The organism is Sphingomonas sp. (genome assembly GCF_042095875.1).
In the GTDB taxonomy this organism is placed as follows: Bacteria; Pseudomonadota; Alphaproteobacteria; order Sphingomonadales; family Sphingomonadaceae; genus Sphingomonas.
Map to the genome: position 1 here is coordinate 96,705 of NZ_JBELMJ010000001.1, position 17,955 is coordinate 114,659.

Annotated in this window: 13 protein-coding genes; 9 read left to right on the forward strand and 4 right to left on the reverse strand. The window is 71.1% G+C overall.

The window, feature by feature from the left end; translation table 11 throughout:
• Positions 1 to 88 precede the first annotated feature (88 nt).
• Positions 89 to 3,151: a TonB-dependent receptor plug domain-containing protein gene (locus tag ACFDS6_RS00540; protein ID WP_375270155.1), complete on the reverse strand. Its 3,063-nt coding sequence runs from the start codon at positions 3,149 to 3,151 to the stop codon at positions 89 to 91.
• On the reverse strand, positions 3,148 to 3,351 hold the full coding sequence (locus ACFDS6_RS00545) for a hypothetical protein (protein WP_375270156.1): 204 nt from the start codon (positions 3,349 to 3,351) through the stop codon (positions 3,148 to 3,150). Before ACFDS6_RS00545 ends, ACFDS6_RS00540 begins: the two co-directional genes overlap by 4 nt.
• 24 nt (positions 3,352 to 3,375) lie before the next feature.
• On the opposite strand from ACFDS6_RS00545, the gene ACFDS6_RS00550 reads away from it, so the two are divergent.
• Genes ACFDS6_RS00550 through trxA form a run of 7 tightly spaced genes read left to right on the forward strand, consistent with a single transcriptional unit; the run spans position 3,376 to position 14,693 of the window.
• Entirely contained in the window at positions 3,376 to 5,706 is a 2,331-nt protein-coding gene (locus ACFDS6_RS00550; RefSeq protein ID WP_375270157.1) for a PAS-domain containing protein, read from the forward strand.
• On the forward strand, positions 5,703 to 6,170 hold the full coding sequence (gene tsaE, locus ACFDS6_RS00555; protein ID WP_375270158.1) for a tRNA (adenosine(37)-N6)-threonylcarbamoyltransferase complex ATPase subunit type 1 TsaE: 468 nt from the start codon (positions 5,703 to 5,705) through the stop codon (positions 6,168 to 6,170). The genes ACFDS6_RS00550 and tsaE overlap by 4 nt, the downstream gene beginning before the upstream one ends.
• 11 nt (positions 6,171 to 6,181) lie before the next feature.
• Positions 6,182 to 7,159, forward strand: coding sequence for an aminoglycoside phosphotransferase family protein (locus ACFDS6_RS00560; protein WP_375270241.1), 978 nt, complete (start codon positions 6,182 to 6,184; stop codon positions 7,157 to 7,159).
• A gap of 53 nt (positions 7,160 to 7,212) precedes the next feature.
• Positions 7,213 to 7,911, forward strand: a complete 699-nt coding sequence (locus ACFDS6_RS00565) for a nucleotidyltransferase family protein (protein WP_375270242.1) — start codon at positions 7,213 to 7,215, stop codon at positions 7,909 to 7,911.
• Positions 7,904 to 10,876: a double-strand break repair protein AddB gene (addB, locus tag ACFDS6_RS00570; protein WP_375270159.1), complete on the forward strand. Its 2,973-nt coding sequence runs from the start codon at positions 7,904 to 7,906 to the stop codon at positions 10,874 to 10,876. The genes ACFDS6_RS00565 and addB overlap by 8 nt, the downstream gene beginning before the upstream one ends.
• Positions 10,866 to 14,321, forward strand: coding sequence for a double-strand break repair helicase AddA (gene addA / locus ACFDS6_RS00575; protein WP_375270160.1), 3,456 nt, complete (start codon positions 10,866 to 10,868; stop codon positions 14,319 to 14,321). The genes addB and addA overlap by 11 nt, the downstream gene beginning before the upstream one ends.
• Before the next feature lie 48 nt (positions 14,322 to 14,369).
• Positions 14,370 to 14,693 (forward strand): thioredoxin, encoded by a 324-nt coding sequence (gene trxA, locus ACFDS6_RS00580; RefSeq protein WP_375270161.1) that lies wholly within the window; start codon positions 14,370 to 14,372, stop codon positions 14,691 to 14,693.
• Positions 14,694 to 14,893: 200 nt separating this feature from the next.
• Here the strand turns inward: trxA and ACFDS6_RS00585 are convergent, their stop codons facing one another.
• Entirely contained in the window at positions 14,894 to 15,697 is an 804-nt protein-coding gene (locus ACFDS6_RS00585) for an inositol monophosphatase family protein (RefSeq protein ID WP_375270162.1), read from the reverse strand.
• Positions 15,698 to 15,707: 10 nt separating this feature from the next.
• Positions 15,708 to 16,940 (reverse strand): bifunctional glutamate N-acetyltransferase/amino-acid acetyltransferase ArgJ, encoded by a 1,233-nt coding sequence (gene argJ / locus ACFDS6_RS00590; RefSeq protein WP_375270163.1) that lies wholly within the window; start codon positions 16,938 to 16,940, stop codon positions 15,708 to 15,710.
• A gap of 44 nt (positions 16,941 to 16,984) precedes the next feature.
• On the opposite strand from argJ, the gene ACFDS6_RS00595 reads away from it, so the two are divergent.
• On the forward strand, positions 16,985 to 17,575 hold the full coding sequence (locus ACFDS6_RS00595; RefSeq protein WP_375270164.1) for an energy transducer TonB: 591 nt from the start codon (positions 16,985 to 16,987) through the stop codon (positions 17,573 to 17,575).
• 59 nt (positions 17,576 to 17,634) lie between these two features.
• Positions 17,635 to 17,889 (forward strand): hypothetical protein, encoded by a 255-nt coding sequence (locus ACFDS6_RS00600; protein ID WP_375270165.1) that lies wholly within the window; start codon positions 17,635 to 17,637, stop codon positions 17,887 to 17,889.
• Positions 17,890 to 17,955: the final 66 nt, after the last annotated feature.

A 17,955-nucleotide genomic window follows, 5' to 3' on the forward strand; every position in this document is an offset into this window, starting at 1 on the left:
TTTTTTGTTGCGCGTCGTGTCGGGGCATAAAGAAAGGGCGCCGCGAGGATGATCCTCGCGACGCCCGTAGGTCAGTTGACGGTAGACCTTAGAAGTTGAGGCGCACGCCCGCGTAGTAGCGGCGGCCCAGCGGATCGTAGGCGCTGGTGTACGTGTCCTGACCCGCGTCCGCACCGATATCGGCGACGAACGGCGGCTTGTTGTTCAGCAGGTTGAAGCCGCCGACGTAGAACTCGAAGTTCTCCGCCGCGCGGAAGCGCAGCTGCGAGTCGAGGTAGAATTGCGGCCGCACGCGGTAGGCGACGTTGCTGCCTGGACGCGCACCGGTAAACTGATCGTCGAGGCTCGCCTGGCCGAGCCAGGTGCCGGTGACGGTCAGGCCAACGCCCTCCAGGTCGTAGCCAGACTGGATGGTGAAGCGGTCGCGCGACGCGCCGAGCTCACCCGCGAAATAATCGCGGTCGGCGCCGGGCTGCGGAATGGTGTAGCCACTGATCAGGTGAGTGTACGAGCCCTTCAGGTTCAGGTTACCCGCCAAGCCGATGTTGGCGAGGTTGCTGCGCCAGTCGACCACCACGTCGAGACCCGAGGTCTTCACGCCGCCGCTGTTGATCGGCGACGTGTTCACCTCATCCAGCGAACCGGCGCTGTTCGGTCCGATCGCCCCTGCACGACGGACGATCTGGTCGCAGAACTGCTGCAGACCACCGTTGTAGCACTGGTTGAGCGTGAACTGCAGCGGCGTGCTGACGATCGCATCCTTGATGCGGATTTTGTAGTAATCGACCGTCACGACGAGGTTGCGCAGACCCGCAATCGAGCGCGGGTTGATGACCACGCCGGCGGTGAACGAGTCGCCCTTTTCTTCCTGCAACAGCGGGTTGCCGCCACCGAAGCTGGTGATGCCCTGAAGATCGGCTTGGCTGACCGCGAACGCGCCGCCGTTCGCCGCGATGTTGGCGAGGACGCCGGGTGCCGCGCGGCACTGCGTGCCGAGCGTGCCGCCGGTCGCGGCGGTAACGCCGAGGCAAGGGTCCTGCAGACCCGAGGGGAAGTCCTGCTGCGCGGGCTGGAACAGTTCGTTGATGTTGGGTGCACGCACCGAGCGCGCCTGCATGACGCGGAAGCGGACATCCTGGATCGGAGCCCACTCACCGCCGTAATTGTAGCTAACGGTGGTGCCGATGGTCGAATAATCCGATACGCGAACCGCACCGCGCACCGACAGTGAGTGGAAGAACGGCCGATCCTGAAGCAACGGCACGATCGTCTCACCGAAGCCTTCGAACAGGTCGAAGCTGCCGCGCGTTGAGGGAAGTGCGTTGTTGCCGTTCAGCCCCTGCTGCGTCAGCAGATCGAACTCGTTGCGGCTCGTCTCGCGGCGGTATTCGCCGCCGACGCTGAAGCCGATCGGGTCGGCGCCGAACAGCGAGAACAGCTTGCCCGACACGTTCGCGCCAGCGACCGTCTGCGTAACCTTGGAATTGAGCGTCGTCGGCGCTTGGATGTAACCGGCAGCGGGTGCAAGGCTGTTGATGCCGAACAAATTGGCCGGAACGCAGCCGTCGGCGCGCGCCGCGGCATCGACGCACTCGATCGCGCCGGTCGCCGGGTTGCGATAGGAGTTCAGCGCTTGGATGAAGCGGCGGCTGTCGAACTGACCGCTACCGATCTGATCGTCCTTGGTCTCGCCGTAGATACCGTAAATTTCGTAGTTGAACTGCTGCTCGGCACCGAACTTGCCGTTGGCGCCGCCCGCGATGCGGAATAGGTCGCGGTCGGAACGGAACGTACGTGGGCCGAAATCGGCGAGACGACGGTCGAACAGAATATCGCGGAAACCATCGGCGTCGTTGTCGACCGCGGCATTGAAGATTGCGTCCGGCACGTAAGGGTTACGGCCGAACTGATTTTCGACGTTGACGTAACCACCATTGGACAAGTTCACAAGGTCAGACGAGAGCGGAAAGGCTTCGATAATCGATCGTGCCTTGGTTTTCGCGTAATTGCCCTCGACAAAGAAGTTTAGCGCCGTGGAAACTTCGAAGTTGCCGCGCAGCGCTGCGACGTAACGCTCGACCGGCACGGCCAAATAGCGCGAGTCTGAACGATTGAAGCCGCCGCAGCTGACATCCGAGCAGTCGCGCAGGACATTGTCGGTGCCATAGCTAAAGGTGCGATCGCCTGCGAAGAAGCGGCCACCTGGTGTGTAGCCTGAGAGCAGCTCGACGGGGGTAAACAGATCCTCGTCGCGGCCGGTCAGGTTAGCGAGGCTGGTGCGGTCGATGGCGCTCGATCCCGCCTCGGTCGAGCGATCGCGCTTGAGCACGGTGCCCTGCTTCGAATAGCCGCCGAACACCATGATGTTGCCGCGACCGTCGGCGAAGTTCTTGCCCGCGAGCAGGTTGACCTGGCGGTCGAAGCCGTCTCCGTACTCGGAGATACCGGTCTGCGCGTCGAGCTGCACGCCGTCGAACTTGGTCTTGTAGACGAGGTTGACGACGCCCGCGACCGCGTCCGAGCCGTACACGGCCGAGGCGCCGCCGGTCAGCACGTCGACACGCTCGAGGAACTGCGTCGGGATGACGTTCAGATCGACCGCCTGGCTGCCGGGCAGGCCCGACACGAAGCGACGACCGTTGACGAGCACCAGCGTGCGGTCCTCGCCCAGGTTGCGCAGGTTGACGGTCGCGATGCCGGCACCCTGCGTGGCGAAGCTGGAGTTGGTGCGGCTGACGCCCGGCGTGCCGAAGGTCGGGTTCTGCAGCAGCACGTCCTGCACGTTGATGACGCCCGACTGCTGAATCTGCGCGGCGCCGATGACTTGGAGCGGCGAGGCGGCGGTCGCCGAGGGCGAAGCGATGCGCGAGCCGGTGACGACGATGTCACCCGCGGGCTCGTCACCCTGGCCGGCGGCACCGTTCGCCTGCGCGGCGGGATCGGTGGCGCTGACTGCGGTCGGATCATCGGTATTCACACCGCCCTGAGTCTGCGCGGCATCTGGCGCGGTGCTGGCGGCGTCGGCGGGAGTGCCGGTCTGCGCGGCGCGCGCGGGATTTGCCGCATCCTGCGCGAACGCCGGCGTAGCGAGCATCGCCGTGCCCGCGAGAAGCGTGGTTGCCAGCAGGCGCTGGCGCGAAGTCAATGTCATGAAATCCTCTCGTTCATCCCGAACCGGACAGCGTCACTGTCCGATGCTGATGCGCCCCGTGTATGCGCGAACAGGATCGTTGCGAAAGCTACGGCAACAAGGCTGCCGGTAAATTCTTCCAATCGTGACAATCGTGCAACATCGGCGCAGCGCGCGGCTTCCTTGCTGGTGTCGGGCAACGTGGATAGATCGGCCGGCATGACACTCGTCTTCAGCCCCGTTCGATGATCGTCGTCGAACCGCTCGCCGCCGTGGGCGTGGGGATCGTGCTCGCGCTGCTGGTCGGTGGCGGCGCGTACCTGCTGGCGGCGGGATTGCGGATGCGCCGCGCCGCGACCGACGCGGTGCGGGCGAACGAGGCGATGCAGGCGTTGCTGGACTGGGCGCCGATGCAGCGGATTGTCGTGCACTCGGATGGCCGGTTCGAGGTGGCGTCGCGCGTGGCGGCGTGGCTCGGCTGGGCGAGTGCGCCGCGCAGCATCGCCGAGGCGCATGCCGCCAATTGGGGACTGCCCGCGGACGACGGCGCGGGGTTGAAGCGCGACGTCGACGCCGCGCTGCGCGCGGCGCGCCCGTTCGCGCGGGTCGTGCGCACCAGCGACGGCGCGCGCGCGCTGCGCGTCACCGGCGAGCGGCAGGGCGACGCGGTGGTGCTGTGGTTCGCCGACGCGACCGCGAACGAGGAGCAGGTCGCGCGGATGCGCACGGAGGCCGCGGAGCTGAACGAGGCCTTCGCCGCGCTGAGCGGGCTGATCGAGGCGGCGCCGCTGCCGATGTGGTACCGCGACGCCGACCTGCGGCTCGCGATGGTCAATTCCGCCTACGTCGGCGCGGTCGAGGCGAGCGACGCCGCCGCGGTGATCGCGCGCGGGATCGAGCTGGTCGAGGGATCGGGGCAGGGCGGCCCGCGCGGCGGCGCGGTCGCGGCGAAAGAGAGCGGGCGCGTCCAGCAGCGCGTGCTGCCCGCAACGATCGGCGGGGCACGGCGCGCGCTGCAATTGTACGACGTGCCGCTGCCGGTTGGCGGGATTGCGGGGTTCGCGATCGACATCGAGGAGCTGGAACAGGCGCACGCGCGCGAGAAGCGCTTCGCCGAGGCGCAGCGCGCGATGCTCGACCGGCTATCGGCAGGCGTGGTGCAGTTCGGGCGCGACCGGAGCCTCATCTTCTGCAACCAGCCGTTCCGGCGCATGTTCGCGATGCGGCGCGAGTGGCTGTCCGACCGGCCTGAGTTCGACCGCGTGCTGGAGCGGATGCGCGAGGCCGGGCGCGTGCCCGAGGTGCGCGACTTTCCTAGCTGGAAGGCGGAGCGGCGCGGCTGGTTCCTGAACGCGGACGGCGCGGCGGAGGAGAATTGGCACCTGCCCGGCGGCACGCACCTGCGCGTCGTGGCGCAGCCATTGCCCGACGGCGGGCTGCTGCTGATCTTCGAGGATCGCACCGAGCAGGTGCAGCTCGCCAGCGCGCGCGACACACTGCTGCGGGTGCGCACCGCGACGTTCGACAATCTGTTCGAGGCGCTGGGCGTGTTCGCCGCCGACGGGCGGCTGCAATTGTGGAACAACCGCTTTCGCGCATTGTGGAACTTTGAAGAGGAGTTCCTGGCCGGGCACCCGCGCGTCGACGCGATCGCCGAGCGGCTGGCGCCGCAGCTCGCCAATCAGGCGCGCTCAGCCCTGGTGCCCGAGCTGGTCCGCTACGCCACCGCCGAGCGCAAGCAGCGCGGCGGGCGCGTCGCGCTGGCGGATGGGCGACATTTCGAGTTCGCGGCGGTGCCGCTGCCCGACGGCAATGCGCTGGTGACGATGCTTGACATTTCGGACAGCCGCCGGATCGAGCAGGCGCTGCGCGACCGCAACGAGGCGCTGGAGGCGGCGGACCGCGTGAAGACCGCGTTTGTCGCCAACATGAGCTACGAATTGCGCACGCCGCTGACCTCGATCAGCGGGTTCGCCGAGATGCTGCACGGCGGCTACGCGGGGACGCTGTCGGGTGAGGCGATCGCCTATGTCGACGCGATTCTCGACTCGGTCGAGCGGCTGGGCGTGCTGATCGACGACGTGCTCGACCTGACGCAGGCGGACAGCGCCACGCTGGAGCGCGAGGACGTCGAGCTGGGCACCGTGGTGCGCGCCGCGGCGGACGCGCTGGCGGCGTCGGCGAAGCGGCACCGCATCGACTTCGTGGTCGAGGTGCTGCGCAGTGCCGGGCGCGTCCACGTCGACAGCCGCCGCGTGCGCGAGGCGGTCGAACACCTGCTGCGCCACGCGATCGGCGCGACGCGCAGCGGGGGACGCGTGCTGCTGCACGTCGACGGCGATTCGCGGCGCGCGCGCATCGTCGTGTCCGACGACGGGGCGGGGATGACCGTCGAGGAAGCGGCGCGCGCGTTCGACCGCTTCGCGCAGCCGGGCATCACGCCGGGGCAGGAGCGCGCGCTGGGGCTCGGCCTGCCGCTCGCCAAGCAGTTCGTCGAGGCGCACGGCGGCCGCGTGTCGCTGGTGAGCGAACCGGGGCAGGGGTCGCTCGTCACGGTGGAGCTGCCGCGGCGATGAGCGGCGCGCTGTTCCTGGCCGACGCGGCGGCGACCGAGGCGCTGGGGCGCAGCCTCGCGCCCGTCCTGCGCGCGGGCGACGTGGTGCTGCTGTCGGGCGGGCTGGGGCTGGGCAAGACGAGCTTCGCGCGCGGGGTGCTGTCCGGGCTGGGCCTAGCAGGCGAGGCGCCGAGCCCGACGTTCGCGATTGTACAGCCCTACGCGCCGCCCGAGGTGCGGGTGCCGGTGCTCCACGCCGATCTGTACCGGATCGAGGATGCGGGCGAGCTCGACGAGCTGGGGCTGGACGACGCGCTGTACGATTCGGCGCTGCTGGTCGAGTGGCCCGAGCGCGTGCCGGCGAGCATCTGGCGCGATCCGCTGCTGCTGACCTTCGCGCTCGGGCAGACGGGCGGGCAGGCGGGCGGGCGCGCCTTGACTTGGCACGCGTCGGCGGCATGGGAGCGGCGATGGCGACCGATATGACTCCTGGCGACATGACTCCTCCGGCGCACTCCGCCGCGTTCCTCGACGATGCCGGTTGGAATGGCGCCCGGATTGAACCGCTGGCGGGCGACGCCTCGTTCCGTCGCTACTTCCGCGTCACGGCGGGCGGGCGCCGCGCGGTGCTGATGGACGCGCCGCCGCCGCACGAAGACCCGCGCCCGTTCATCAGCGTGGCGAGATGGTTGGGCGAGCGGGGGTTCGCGGCACCCGCGATCCACGCGATCGACCTCGATCACGGGCTGGTGCTGCTGGAGGATTTCGGCGACGTGCGGATGCGCGAGACGGTCGACGCCGACGCCGACGCGCTGGTGCCGCTGTATTCCGCCGCAGTCGACGTGCTCGTCGCGCTGCACCGCCATCCCGCCGGCGCGTGGCGCGCGTACGATCGGGCCGAGTTGCAGCGCGAGGCCGGGCTGCTGGTCGACTGGTACTGCCCGGCGATCGACCTGGCGGTCGATGCCGAGGGTTACCGCGCGGCGTGGGACGAGGTGCTGCACCACGCGCTGACCGAGCAGCCGGTGACGGTGCTGCGCGACTATCACGCCGAGAATCTGATGCTGGTGGGTGCGGAGCGCTCGCTCGGGCTGCTCGACTTCCAGGACGCGCTCGCGGGGCATCCGGCGTACGACCTCGTGTCCTTGTTGCAGGACGCGCGGCGCGACGTGGAGCCGTCGATCGAGGAAGCGATGCTCGCCCGCTACACCGCGGCGACGGGTGCGGGATCGGCGTTCCTCGACGCCTATCACGTGCTGGGCGCGCAGCGAAATGCGAAGATCGTCGGCATCTTCACGCGGTTGTGGCAGCGCGACGGCAAGCCGCGCTACCCCGCGCTGTGCCCGCGCGTCTGGGCGTATCTGGAGCGCGACCTGAGCCATCCGGTGCTCGCCCCAGTCGCGCGCTGGTTCGACGCGAACATCCCGCCCGAGCTGCGCGGCGACCCGATGCTCGTGCGCGGCGAGGCGGCGTGACGCGGCCGCGCTACATCCGTCCGGTCCCTGCGGGCGGCGTGCCGCGAACCGCGATGGTGATGGCGGCGGGGCTGGGCAAGCGGATGCGTCCGCTGACCGCGCTACGCCCCAAGCCATTGATCCCGGTGGCGGGCAAGCCGTTGATCGACCACGTGTTCGATCGGCTGCGCGACGCGGGCGTCGAGCGTGCGGTGGTCAACGTCCACTACCTAGCCGACGCATTGGAAGCGCACGTCACGCACCGCGTATCCGGGCTCGAGGTCATCGTGTCGGACGAGCGCGCGCAGTTGCTGGAGACGGGCGGCGGGCTGGTCAAGGCGCGCGCGCTCCTGGGCGATGAGCCGGTGCTGGTCGTCAACAGCGACAATCTGTGGCTCGACGGACCGACCGACGCGATCCGGTTGCTGGCGTCGCGATGGGACGACGCGGCGATGGACGCGCTGCTGCTTCTGGTGCCGTACGCCCGCGCGCACAATCACCGCGGTCAGGGTGACTTCCACATCGACGCGGCGGGGCGGATCACCGGACGGCGTCGCGCGAGCCGGGTCGCGCCGTTCGTCTACACGGGCGTGCAGATCATGTCGCCGCGCGTGATCGCCGACTGGCCCGAGGGGCCGTTCTCGATCAACCTGTTCTGGGATCGCGCGATCGCGGCGGGGCGCGCGTACGGCGTGGTGCACCAGGGATTGTGGTTCGACGTCGGTACACCCGGCGCGATCGCGCGGACCGAGGCGATCCTGGCGGATGGCTGAGGAGCGCGGGCTCCACCTGTTCACTATTCCTGCGCACCGGGCGATCGCGGACGCGGCGGTGGCGGGGTTGCTGCGGCGGTTCGGCGACGATCGCCTGACGCTCGCGCGCGGGTTGGTGTTGGTGCCGAACAATCGCGCTGCAATCGCGATGACGCGCGCGTTCGTGCGCGCGAGCGGCGGCGCGCTGCTGCTGCCGCGGATCGTCAGCCTGGCGGGCGACGATCTGGGCGAGGCGCTGGGCGCGGCGTTCGATCCGGCAGGCGTCGCGCCGCTGCCGCCGCCCGCGATCGACCCGCTCCAGCGCCGCATGGTGCTCGCGCGCATGGTCGAGGAGGAGCGCGCGCGCGTCGGCCGCCCGGTCGATGCGGCGGAAGCGGTGCGGCTGGCGGGCGATCTGGCGCGGACGCTCGACCAGCTGATCGTCGAGGAGGTCGCGCCTGAGCGGCTGGCCGAGATCGACCCGGGCGAGGGGTTGACCGAGCATTGGCAGCGCGCGCTGGAGCTGTTCCGCATAGTGCTCGACCGCTGGCCGGCGGAGCGCGAGCGGCTGGGGCGGATCGAGGCGGGGGTGCGGCGCATCAAGCTGCTCGACGCGCAGGCGGCGCGCTGGCGCGAGGCGCCGCCCGCCGGGTTCGTCTGCGCGGTCGGCATTACCGATCCCGCGCCCGCGATCGCGCGGCTGCTGCGCGTGGTGGCGGGATTGCCGCACGGGATGGTCGCGTTCGCCAACCTCGACACGCGGATGCCCGAGGAGGAGTGGGAGGCGCTCGGCCCGCACCTGCCCGACCCGGTCACCGGGTTGCGGCGGCGCTCGATCGAGGTGCATCCGCAATTCCACCTCAAGCTGATCCTCGACCGCATGGGGGTGGGGCGCGGCGAGGTGCGCACCTGGGTCGGCGGCAGCGACCATGACGCGAGCGCGGTGCGCGGGCGCGCGATCGCCAACGCGCTGGCGCCCGCCGACTTCACGGGCAAGTGGACCGACTTGGACGCGGCCGAGCGGCGGCTGACCGGGGTCGAGGCGGCGGAGTTGGCTACGCCGGCGGAGGAAGCGCAGGCGATCGCGCTAGCCATGCGCGAGTGGATCGAGCAGCCGGGGCGGACGGCGGCGCTGGTCACCCCCGATCGCGCGCTGGCGCGGCGGGTGGCGGCGCATTGCGCGCGCTGGAACATTCCGATCGACGACAGTGCGGGACGCGCGCTGTCGATCCTGCCGCCGGGTACGTTGCTGCTCGCGATCGTCGAGGCGGCGGCGCAGGATTTCGCGCCGATGGCGCTGCTGACGCTGCTGAAGCATCCGCTGGTCAGGAGCGGCGAGGGGCGCGGGCGGTGGCTGGAGGGGGTGCGGCGGCTCGACCGCGCGTTACGCGGACCTCGGCCGGCGCCGGGGCTCGTCGGGATCACCGCGCACCTGGAGGGCGGGCCGGAGCGCGAGCAGGAGCTGCGCCGCGCGGTGCTGCCGTGGTGGGCGGAGGCGCGCGCGTTGCTGGAGCCGGTGGCGGCGGTGTTCGGGCGCGGTGCGGCGAGCCTGCCCGAGCTGGTCGCGGGGCTGCGCGAGTCGACGCAGGCGCTGGCGGGCGACGAGGTGTGGCGCGGGCCGGCGGGGCGGTGCGCGGGCGAGTTGCTGACCAATCTGGAGCGGCAGGCGCCGCTCGGGCCAGAGAACGCGTCGGCGGCGGGGTTCGCGCCGCTGCTTCGGCTGCTGATGGACGAGGTCGCGGTCAGGCAGATTCAGGGCGAGCACCCGCGGCTGGCGATCTACGGGCTGATCGAGGCGCGGTTGCAGAGCGCCGATCTGATGATCCTGGGCGGGTTGAACGAGGGCGTGTGGCCGGGCAACCCGCCGCCCGACCCGTGGCTGGCCCCGCGCATCCGCGCCGAGCTGGGGCTGTCGGGGTTGCAGCGCGCGATCGGCACCGCGGCGCACGATTTCGGGCAGGGGCTGGGCGCGCCGCGCGTGCTGATCACGCGCAGCCGGCGCGACGCGCGCAGCCCGGCGCTCGCGTCGCGTTTCTGGTTGCGGCTGGAGGCGATGGCGGGCGAGCGGTTCGTGCGCGCGCACCGGCTGGAGCGGTGGACGCGGATGCTGGACGACGGCGCGACACCGGAGCCCGCCGCGCGGCCCGCGCCGAGCCCACGCGCGGAGCTCAGGCCCAAGAGCATCTCGGTGACCGAAGTGGACCGGTTGAAGGCCGATCCGTTCGCCTTCTACGCGCGGCGCATTCTGAAGCTGATGCCGCTCGACGCGGTCGACGCCGATCCGAGTGCGGCTTGGCGCGGTACCGCGGTGCACGGCGTGCTGGAGGAATGGGCCGAGCACGACGCCTGCGCGCCCGACCGGCTGGTGCCGCGCGCGCTGGCGATGCTCGACGATCCGGCGGCGCACCCGCTGCTGCGCGCGCTTTGGCAGCCGCGGTTGATCGCGGGCATCGAGTGGATCGCGGCGACGATGCAGGCGAACCGCGCGGAAGGGCGCGACATCCTGGCCGCCGAGGGGCAGGGCAATGCCATGCTGTCGGGGATCAGGCTGACGGGGCGGTTCGACCGTGTCGACCGCGCCGCCGACGGGTCGATCGTCGTCGTGGACTACAAGACCGGCAAGGCACCCTCGGTCGCGGCGGTGCGCGGCGGGTTCAACCTGCAGCTGGGCTTGCTCGGCGCGATGGCGGAGGAGGGCGCGTTCAAGGGCGTCGAGGGCCGTGCGGGCGGGTTCGAATATTGGTCGCTCGCCAAGGGGCGTGACGGCTTCGGCGCGGTGACCAGCCCGGCCGATCCGGCGGGCAAGAACGGGCGGATCATGACCGACGATTTCACCCGTGCGGCGCGCGACAGCTTCGCAGAGGCCGCCGCGCGCTGGCTGACCGGCGAGGAGGCGTTCGTCGCCAAGCTGCACCCCGAGTTCGCGCCGTTTGCCGAGTATGACCAGCTGATGCGCCGCGACGAATGGTACGGCCGTGAACGCTGACGCGCTCGCCCCGCTTCCCGCGCTACAGGGTGACCAGCAGCGCGCGAGCAACCCCGACGCGCACGTCTGGCTCTCCGCCTCCGCCGGCACGGGCAAGACGCAGGTGCTCGCCGCGCGCGTGTTCCGCCTGCTGCTAGGTGGGACCGACCCGTCGGCGATCCTGTGCCTGACCTTCACCAAGGCGGGCGCGGCGGAGATGACCGCGCGGATCAGCCGGCGGTTGGCGGCCTGGGTGCGGATGGACGACACCGCGCTGTTCGCCGACCTGCGTGCTCTGGGCGAGCCGGGCGACCCGCGGCAGATCGCGCGCGCGCGGACGCTCTTCGCCAAGGTGCTCGACGCAGCCGGCGGTGGCCTGCGCATCCTGACGATCCACGGCTTCTGTCAGAGCCTGCTCGCGTCATTCCCGGTCGAGGCGGGGTTCGTCCCCGGCTTCCGCCCGATCGAGCCGCGCGAGGAGGCGCTGCTCCGGCGGCAAGCGCTGTCCGACATGCTGGTCGCGGCGGAACGCGACGGGCGCGACGGGCCGGTTGCGACAATTGGCGCGCTGAGCGTGCGGCTGGGCGAGCAGGGGGCCGAGCAGTTCCTGCACGAGTGCGCGCGCGCCGGAAGCGCGCTGGAGGCGTTGCCGAGCGGCGTCGGCGCGTTCATCCGCGGCGCGCTGGGCGTGCCGCTGGGCGACGTGGACGCGCACGTGCGCGAGCGTTGCGCGGCGATGGACGAGGCGGCGATACGGCGCATCGCGGCGGCCAACGCAGCCTGGGGCACGGCGACCGGGTTGAAGCACGCCGACGCGGTCGCCGCCTGGCTCGCCGCCGACGCGGCGGGTCGGGTCGAGCAGCTGGCCGCGCTGACGGCGGTGGTGCGCACGGGCACGGGCGAGCCGCGCAAGGCGTCGGCGAAGCTGATCGCGGCCGAGGCGGACTACGTCGCGCTGGCGGAGGAACTGGGCAGCGCGTGCGCCGACCTGCTGGGCTTGCAGGTACGCGCCGCCTACGCCGACCTGCTCGGGTCCGCGCTGGAGGTCGGGCGCGAGTACGCGCGCGGCTACGCGGCGGCGAAGCGTCGGGCGGGGGCGGTCGATTTCGACGACCTGATCCGTGCGACGGTCAACCTGCTCAGGCAGGAGGGGATCGGCGAGTGGATCCGCTACAAGCTCGACCAGATCACCGAGCACGTGCTGGTCGACGAGGCGCAGGACACCAACGTCGCGCAGTGGACGATCATCCGCGCGCTGGTGGACGAATATTTCGTCGGGCGCGGCGTTTACGCGCCCTCGGTGCGCACCTTGTTCACGGTGGGCGATACCAAGCAGGCGATCTTCGGATTCCAGGGCACCGATCCGGTCAACTTCATGGCGGCGGAGCGCTATTTCGAGGCGCGCGCGGCGATGGTCGCGGGCGACGACGACATGGAGGCGGGCGAGCGCGGGCTGCCGTTCGACCGCCTGTCGCTGGTCGACTCATTCCGCTCCACCGCGCCGGTGCTGGAGTTCGTCGACGCGGCGATCGAGCACGTCGGGCCGACGCAGTTCGCGGGCGAGGACATGGTGCCGCCGCACGGCAGCCGGATCGCCGGACCAGGCCAGGTGGTGCTGATCCCCGCGATCGCCGCGGGCGCGAGTGAGGCGGAGGAGGCCGGCGAGGAGGGCTGGATCGACGACGCGGTGCGCGCCAACGCGACGCGGATCGCCAAGCTGGTGCGCGGCTGGCTCGACCACGACGGTTCCGGCGGCATGATGCTGGAGAGCAAGGGGCGCGCGCTTCGGCCCGAGGACGTGATGATCCTGGTCAAGCGGCGCGGCGAGCTGGCACAATTGCTGGTCGCCAGGCTCTACGCCGAGGGCGTGCCGGTCGCGGGCGTCGACCGACTGCGGTTGAGCGCGCCGCTGGCGGTGCAGGACCTGCTCGCCGCGATCCGCTTCGTGCTGCAACCCGACGATGACCTGAGCCTCGCCAGCCTGCTCGTCTCGCCGCTGATCGGCTGGACGCAGGACGAGCTGCTGGCGCGCGCGGTGCCGCGCGAGGGCACGCTGTGGCGGCACCTGCGCGAGACGGTGCCGACGCTGCTCGGCGACCTGGAGCTGATGCTGGCGCGCGCCGACTTCCGCACGCCGTACCAGTTCCTGGAGATGATCCTGTCGGGGCCGCTGGAGGGGCGGCGCAAATTGTTGTCGCGGTTGGGCGAGGAGGCGCGCGACCCGATCGAGGAACTGCTCAACGCCGCGCTCGATTTCGAGACGACGACGACGCCATCGCTGCAACGCTTCCTCAATTGGTTCGAGCGCGACGAGGTCGAGATCGTGCGTGACGCCGCCGCGCCGCTCGACGCGGTGCGGGTGATGACCGCGCACGGAGCGAAGGGATTGCAGGCGCCGCTCGTCATCCTGGCGGACGCGACCGCCGATCCCGACTCGGCGCCGCGCTCGACGGTGATGTGGCAGCCGGACGGGCTCGACGAGCCGATCCCGGTGTTCCGCCCCCGCAAGGCCGAGCGCGCGGGCGAGATCGATGCGGCGCTGGCCGAGACCGAGCGGCGCGAGCGCGAGGAGCATTGGCGGCTGTTCTACGTCGCGGCGACGCGCGCGGAGGAGCGGTTGGTGGTGACCGGCTCGCTCAGCGCCAAGTGGAAGGGCGAGGCGCCGCCGGCGAGCTGGTACGCGGTGACCGAGCGGACACTCGACTTGCTTGGCGTGGCGAAGCCGGAGGGCGAGCCGCGGGTGTTCGCTGGCAGCGAGCCGCGCGCGCCGGTGCCGGTGCGCCGCGCGAAGGCCGCGGAGGCGCGCGACGCATTGCCGCTGCCCGGCTGGGCGCGCGTGCCGGCGCCGGAGGAGCAGCGCCCGCCGCGTCCGCTCGCACCCTCGTCGCTTGGCGAGGACGACGCGGGCGACGCGCCGCCGACGCCCGAAATGCAGGCGGCGGCCGAGCGCGGCACGCTGATGCACGCTTTGTTCGAGCGGCTGCCCGCGGTTGCGCCGAGTGCGCGCGAGGCAGCGGCGAATGAGTGGCTCGCCTCGCGCGAGGTGCCGGTGGCGGAGCGGCCGGCGATCGTCGCGCCGGTGCTGCGCGTGCTGGACGATCCCGCCTTCGCCGATCTGTTCGGGCCCGAGGCGCTGGTCGAGGCGCCGATCAGCGCGGTGCTGCCGAACGGGCGCGTCGTCGCGGGGACGGTCGACCGGCTGCTGATCGGCGACGCCCGCGTGCGCGTGGTCGACTACAAGACCGGGCGGCAGGTGCCGCGGGGCGCGTCCGAGGTGCCGGACTATCACCTGAAGCAGATGGCGGCGTATCAGGCGGCGCTGGCGGTCATCTTTCCCGAGCACGCGATCGAGGTCGCGCTGCTCTATACCGGCGGGCCGGTGCTGATCCCGCTCGACGAGGCGGCGCTGGCGCGCGGCAAGCGCGGCTTGGCGGCGGCGGAGCAAAGCTTGGTCGCGGATGGTTGAGGGTCGTGACGCCGCATCCTAGATGTCGGGGCAACAAAGGAGTTTGATATGGCTACCAAGAAGATCACCGACGCCAGCTTCCAGGATGACGTGCTGTCGGCCGACAAGCCCGTGCTGGTCGATTTCTGGGCCGAGTGGTGCGGGCCGTGCAAGATGATCGGGCCGAGCCTGGAGGAGCTGTCCGATGAGCTGGGCGAGCAGGTGACGATCGCCAAGATCAACATCGACGAGAACCCCGACGCGCCCGGCCAGTACGGCGTGCGCGGTATTCCCACGATGATCCTGTTCAAGGGCGGCGTGCCCGCCGCGACCAAGGTCGGCGCCGAGCCCAAGGGGCGGATCAAGGCGTGGCTCGAGGGCGAGCTGGCGTAATCCCCGCGGCGCTGCTGCTGTAGGCGGCAGCGCCGGCCGATTGGACAATTATTTTCTCGTCATCCCGGACTTGATCCGGGGTCCCGCTTCTCGGAGTCAGTAGGAGAAGACAGCGGGGTCCCGGATGAAAGCCGGGACGACGATGGTTGTATATGGTCGAGTAGCGATGAACTTGAGCGTCTCCATCGATGGCCGAGTTATCAGGTGACCGGCATGCCGAGCACGCGGGCGCCGCGTTCCCACATGTTGCGAGACGCTGCCGCCAGCAGCCCCTTGCCGGTGTCGGTCAGCGCGTAGGGGCGGCCGTCGGGGCGCGCGAGGTAGCCGCCCGCTTCGGTGAGGAACAGCGATCCCGCGGCGTGGTCCCACGGGTAGATGCGCTCGAATCGCGCGATGTCGTGGGTGCCGTCGACCAGCGCGGCATATTGCGCCGCCGCGCAGCGCAGCCCGTGGCGGAGGTCGAGCACGCCCGCGGCCGTGCGCTCGATCGCGGCGCACTGATCGGCGCTGAACCAATAGTTGGAATAGGTCGCGATCGGCGCGCGCCCGGCGCGCTCGCCGCAGGTTACGCGCTTGCCGTCGATGAAGGAGCCCGCGCCGCGCCGCGCGTAGCAGAGCCGCTCGCCGACGGGATCGTAGATCCAGCCGCGCTGCGTGACGCCGTCCTCGACCAGCGCGACCATCATTCCGAATGGCTCGCGGCCGTCGGCGAAATTGTTGGTGCCGTCGAGCGGGTCGAGCAGCCAGACGCGTCCGTGTCCGACCGCGTCGAGCAGCGACGGGTCGGCGGAGGCGGCTTCCTCACCCACGACGCGGGCGTCGGGATCGAGCCGCAGCAGCTCGTCGGTGATGATCGCCTCGCTCTCGCGGTCGGCGATCGTCACCCAGTCGCCGGGCGTCTTCTCCGCGGTGTCGGCGGCGCTCAGCTGTCCGAAGCGCGGAAGGATCACCGCGGCGGCGACGCGCGCGAGCAGCGCGGGGATGGCGTGGTCGAGCGCGTCCATCGGCGCCACCTCAGCTACGATAATCGGCGTTGATCGAAATGTAGCCGTGCGTCAGGTCGCAGGTCCACACGCGCGCGCTGCCGTCGCCGAGCTCCAGGTCGACGCCGATCTCGATCTCCTGACCCTTCAGGTGCGCCGCCACCGGTGCCTCGTCGTAGCCCTCGATCGCGAGCCCCTCGCGCGCGACCTGCGTCGCGCCGAAGCGGATCGACAGCCGGTCGCGCTCGGCGGGTTCGCCGGCCTTGCCGACCGCCATGACGACGCGACCCCAATTGGCGTCCTCGCCCGCGATCGCGGTCTTGACCAAAGGCGAGTTGGCGATGCTCATCGCGACGCGGTGCGCGGAGCGGTCGCTCTCAGCACCCTCCACGGTGATCTCGATCAGCTTGGACGCGCCCTCGCCGTCGCGCACGACCAGCAGGGCGAGGCGGCGGCACACGTCGGCGAGCGCGGCGCGGAAGGCGTCGGCGCCCGCGTCGTCGTCGCTCGCGAGCGGCGCGTTGCCTGCCGCACCGGTCGCGAAGGCGAGCACGGTGTCGCTGGTCGAGGTGTCGCCATCGACCGTGATGCACGAGAAGCTGCGCTCGTTCGCGGCCGCCAGCGCGGCCTGCAGGTAGCCCGGCGCGACCGCCGCGTCGGTGAAGATGAAGCCGAGCATCGTCGCCATGTCGGGCGCGATCATGCCAGAGCCCTTGATGATCGCGGCGATCGTGACGGTGCGGCCGTCCACCACAGCGGTCGCGCTCGCGCCCTTGGCGAAGGTGTCGGTGGTGGCGATCGCGTCGGCGGCGTCGCGCCAGCCGGCCGGTTGCGCGGCGAAGGCGGCGTCGAGCCCGGCCTCCGCCTTGTCGATCGGCAGCGGCACGCCGATCACGCCGGTCGAGGCGACGAACACGTCGGACGGCTTGCAACCGAGCTGGCCCGCGGTGCGCGCGGCGATCGCCTCGACCGCGGCGCGGCCGCGATCGCCGGTGAAGGCGTTGGAGTTGCCGGCGTTGACCACCAGCGCGCGTGCCTCGCCCATCACCAATGCGCGGCGGCACCATTCGACCTCGGGCGAGGGGCATTTCGACTGCGTGAGCACGCCCGCGACCGCGGTGTCGGGGGCGAGCTCGACGAAGGTCAGGTCGCAGCGGTCCCATGCCTTGTAGCGCGCGCGCGCGGTGCGCAGCGTCACGCCGGCGATCGGCGGCATCTCGGGGAATGGTTGCGCGAGCGGGGATGGAGGCGTTGCTTGGGACATGCGCGCGCCATAGGCTGCGACGGCAGCGGTGGGTAGGGCGATTGATGGACGACCTGGAGGATCTGTCACGACGGCAGGCGCGCGCGCAGAACGGGCTCGATCCGAGCCACGCGGGGCCGCAGCCGTGGTTCGTCGGGTCGGGACGGGGGCTGATGCTGCTGATCGTGACGCTGGTCGCGGTGCTGATCGCGCTGCGCGGCATCACCACTGTATGGTTGGCGCAGGACGCGTGGGAGTGGTGGACGCATCGCCCGCCGGCGCGCGTCGCGGGACCGCCGGTCGTTCATGTTCCGCCGTCCGCGCGGGTCGGTCCGGCACCGCCGACGATCGTGCTGCCGCCGCGTGCGAGCAAGCCGAAGGGCAATCCGGGTGCTTGGTTCGATGCCGACTCCTACCCGCCCGACGCGATCAGGGCGGACGAGGAAGGTCGCACGGTCGCGCGCGTGCTGATCGGCATCGATGGCCGGGTACAATCGTGCGGGATCGTGACCTCTAGTGGCAGCGCCTCGCTCGACGCGGCGACGTGCAGCATCCTCACCCGGCGCGGTTCGTTCGAGCCGGCGCGCGACGCTGCCGGCGCGGCGATCCGTTCCACTTGGGAGGTGCCGGTGCGCTGGGTGTTGCCGCGCGACTGATCGCGTCACACGCACGCCACCGGTGGACGCGTGCGCCCGCGCGCCTTATGTCCGGACCCGTGAACCTGCTCCTCCTTCTATCCGCTTTGCTGTCGGCGCTGACCGGCATCGGCGGGAGCGCGCGCCAGCCGCAGCTCGCGCAGGCGGTGGCGCAGGAGAAGGTCGCGCGGGCCCCCGCCGCGGTGCGCGCGGTGCCGTTGTCGCGGCCGGTGCAGGTGCTGACGCGCGTGGCCGCGCTGGCAGGCGCGCCAATCGCGCGTGGCTGGGCGTTGCTGCCGGTCGAACCCGCGTTCGCCGGGCGGCGGCGCGAGTAGAGCGCCTGGCGGCGATCACCGCCGCTTCCCTGCCGTTTTCCCTCCAGCGTGGGCAGCCGAGAAGCG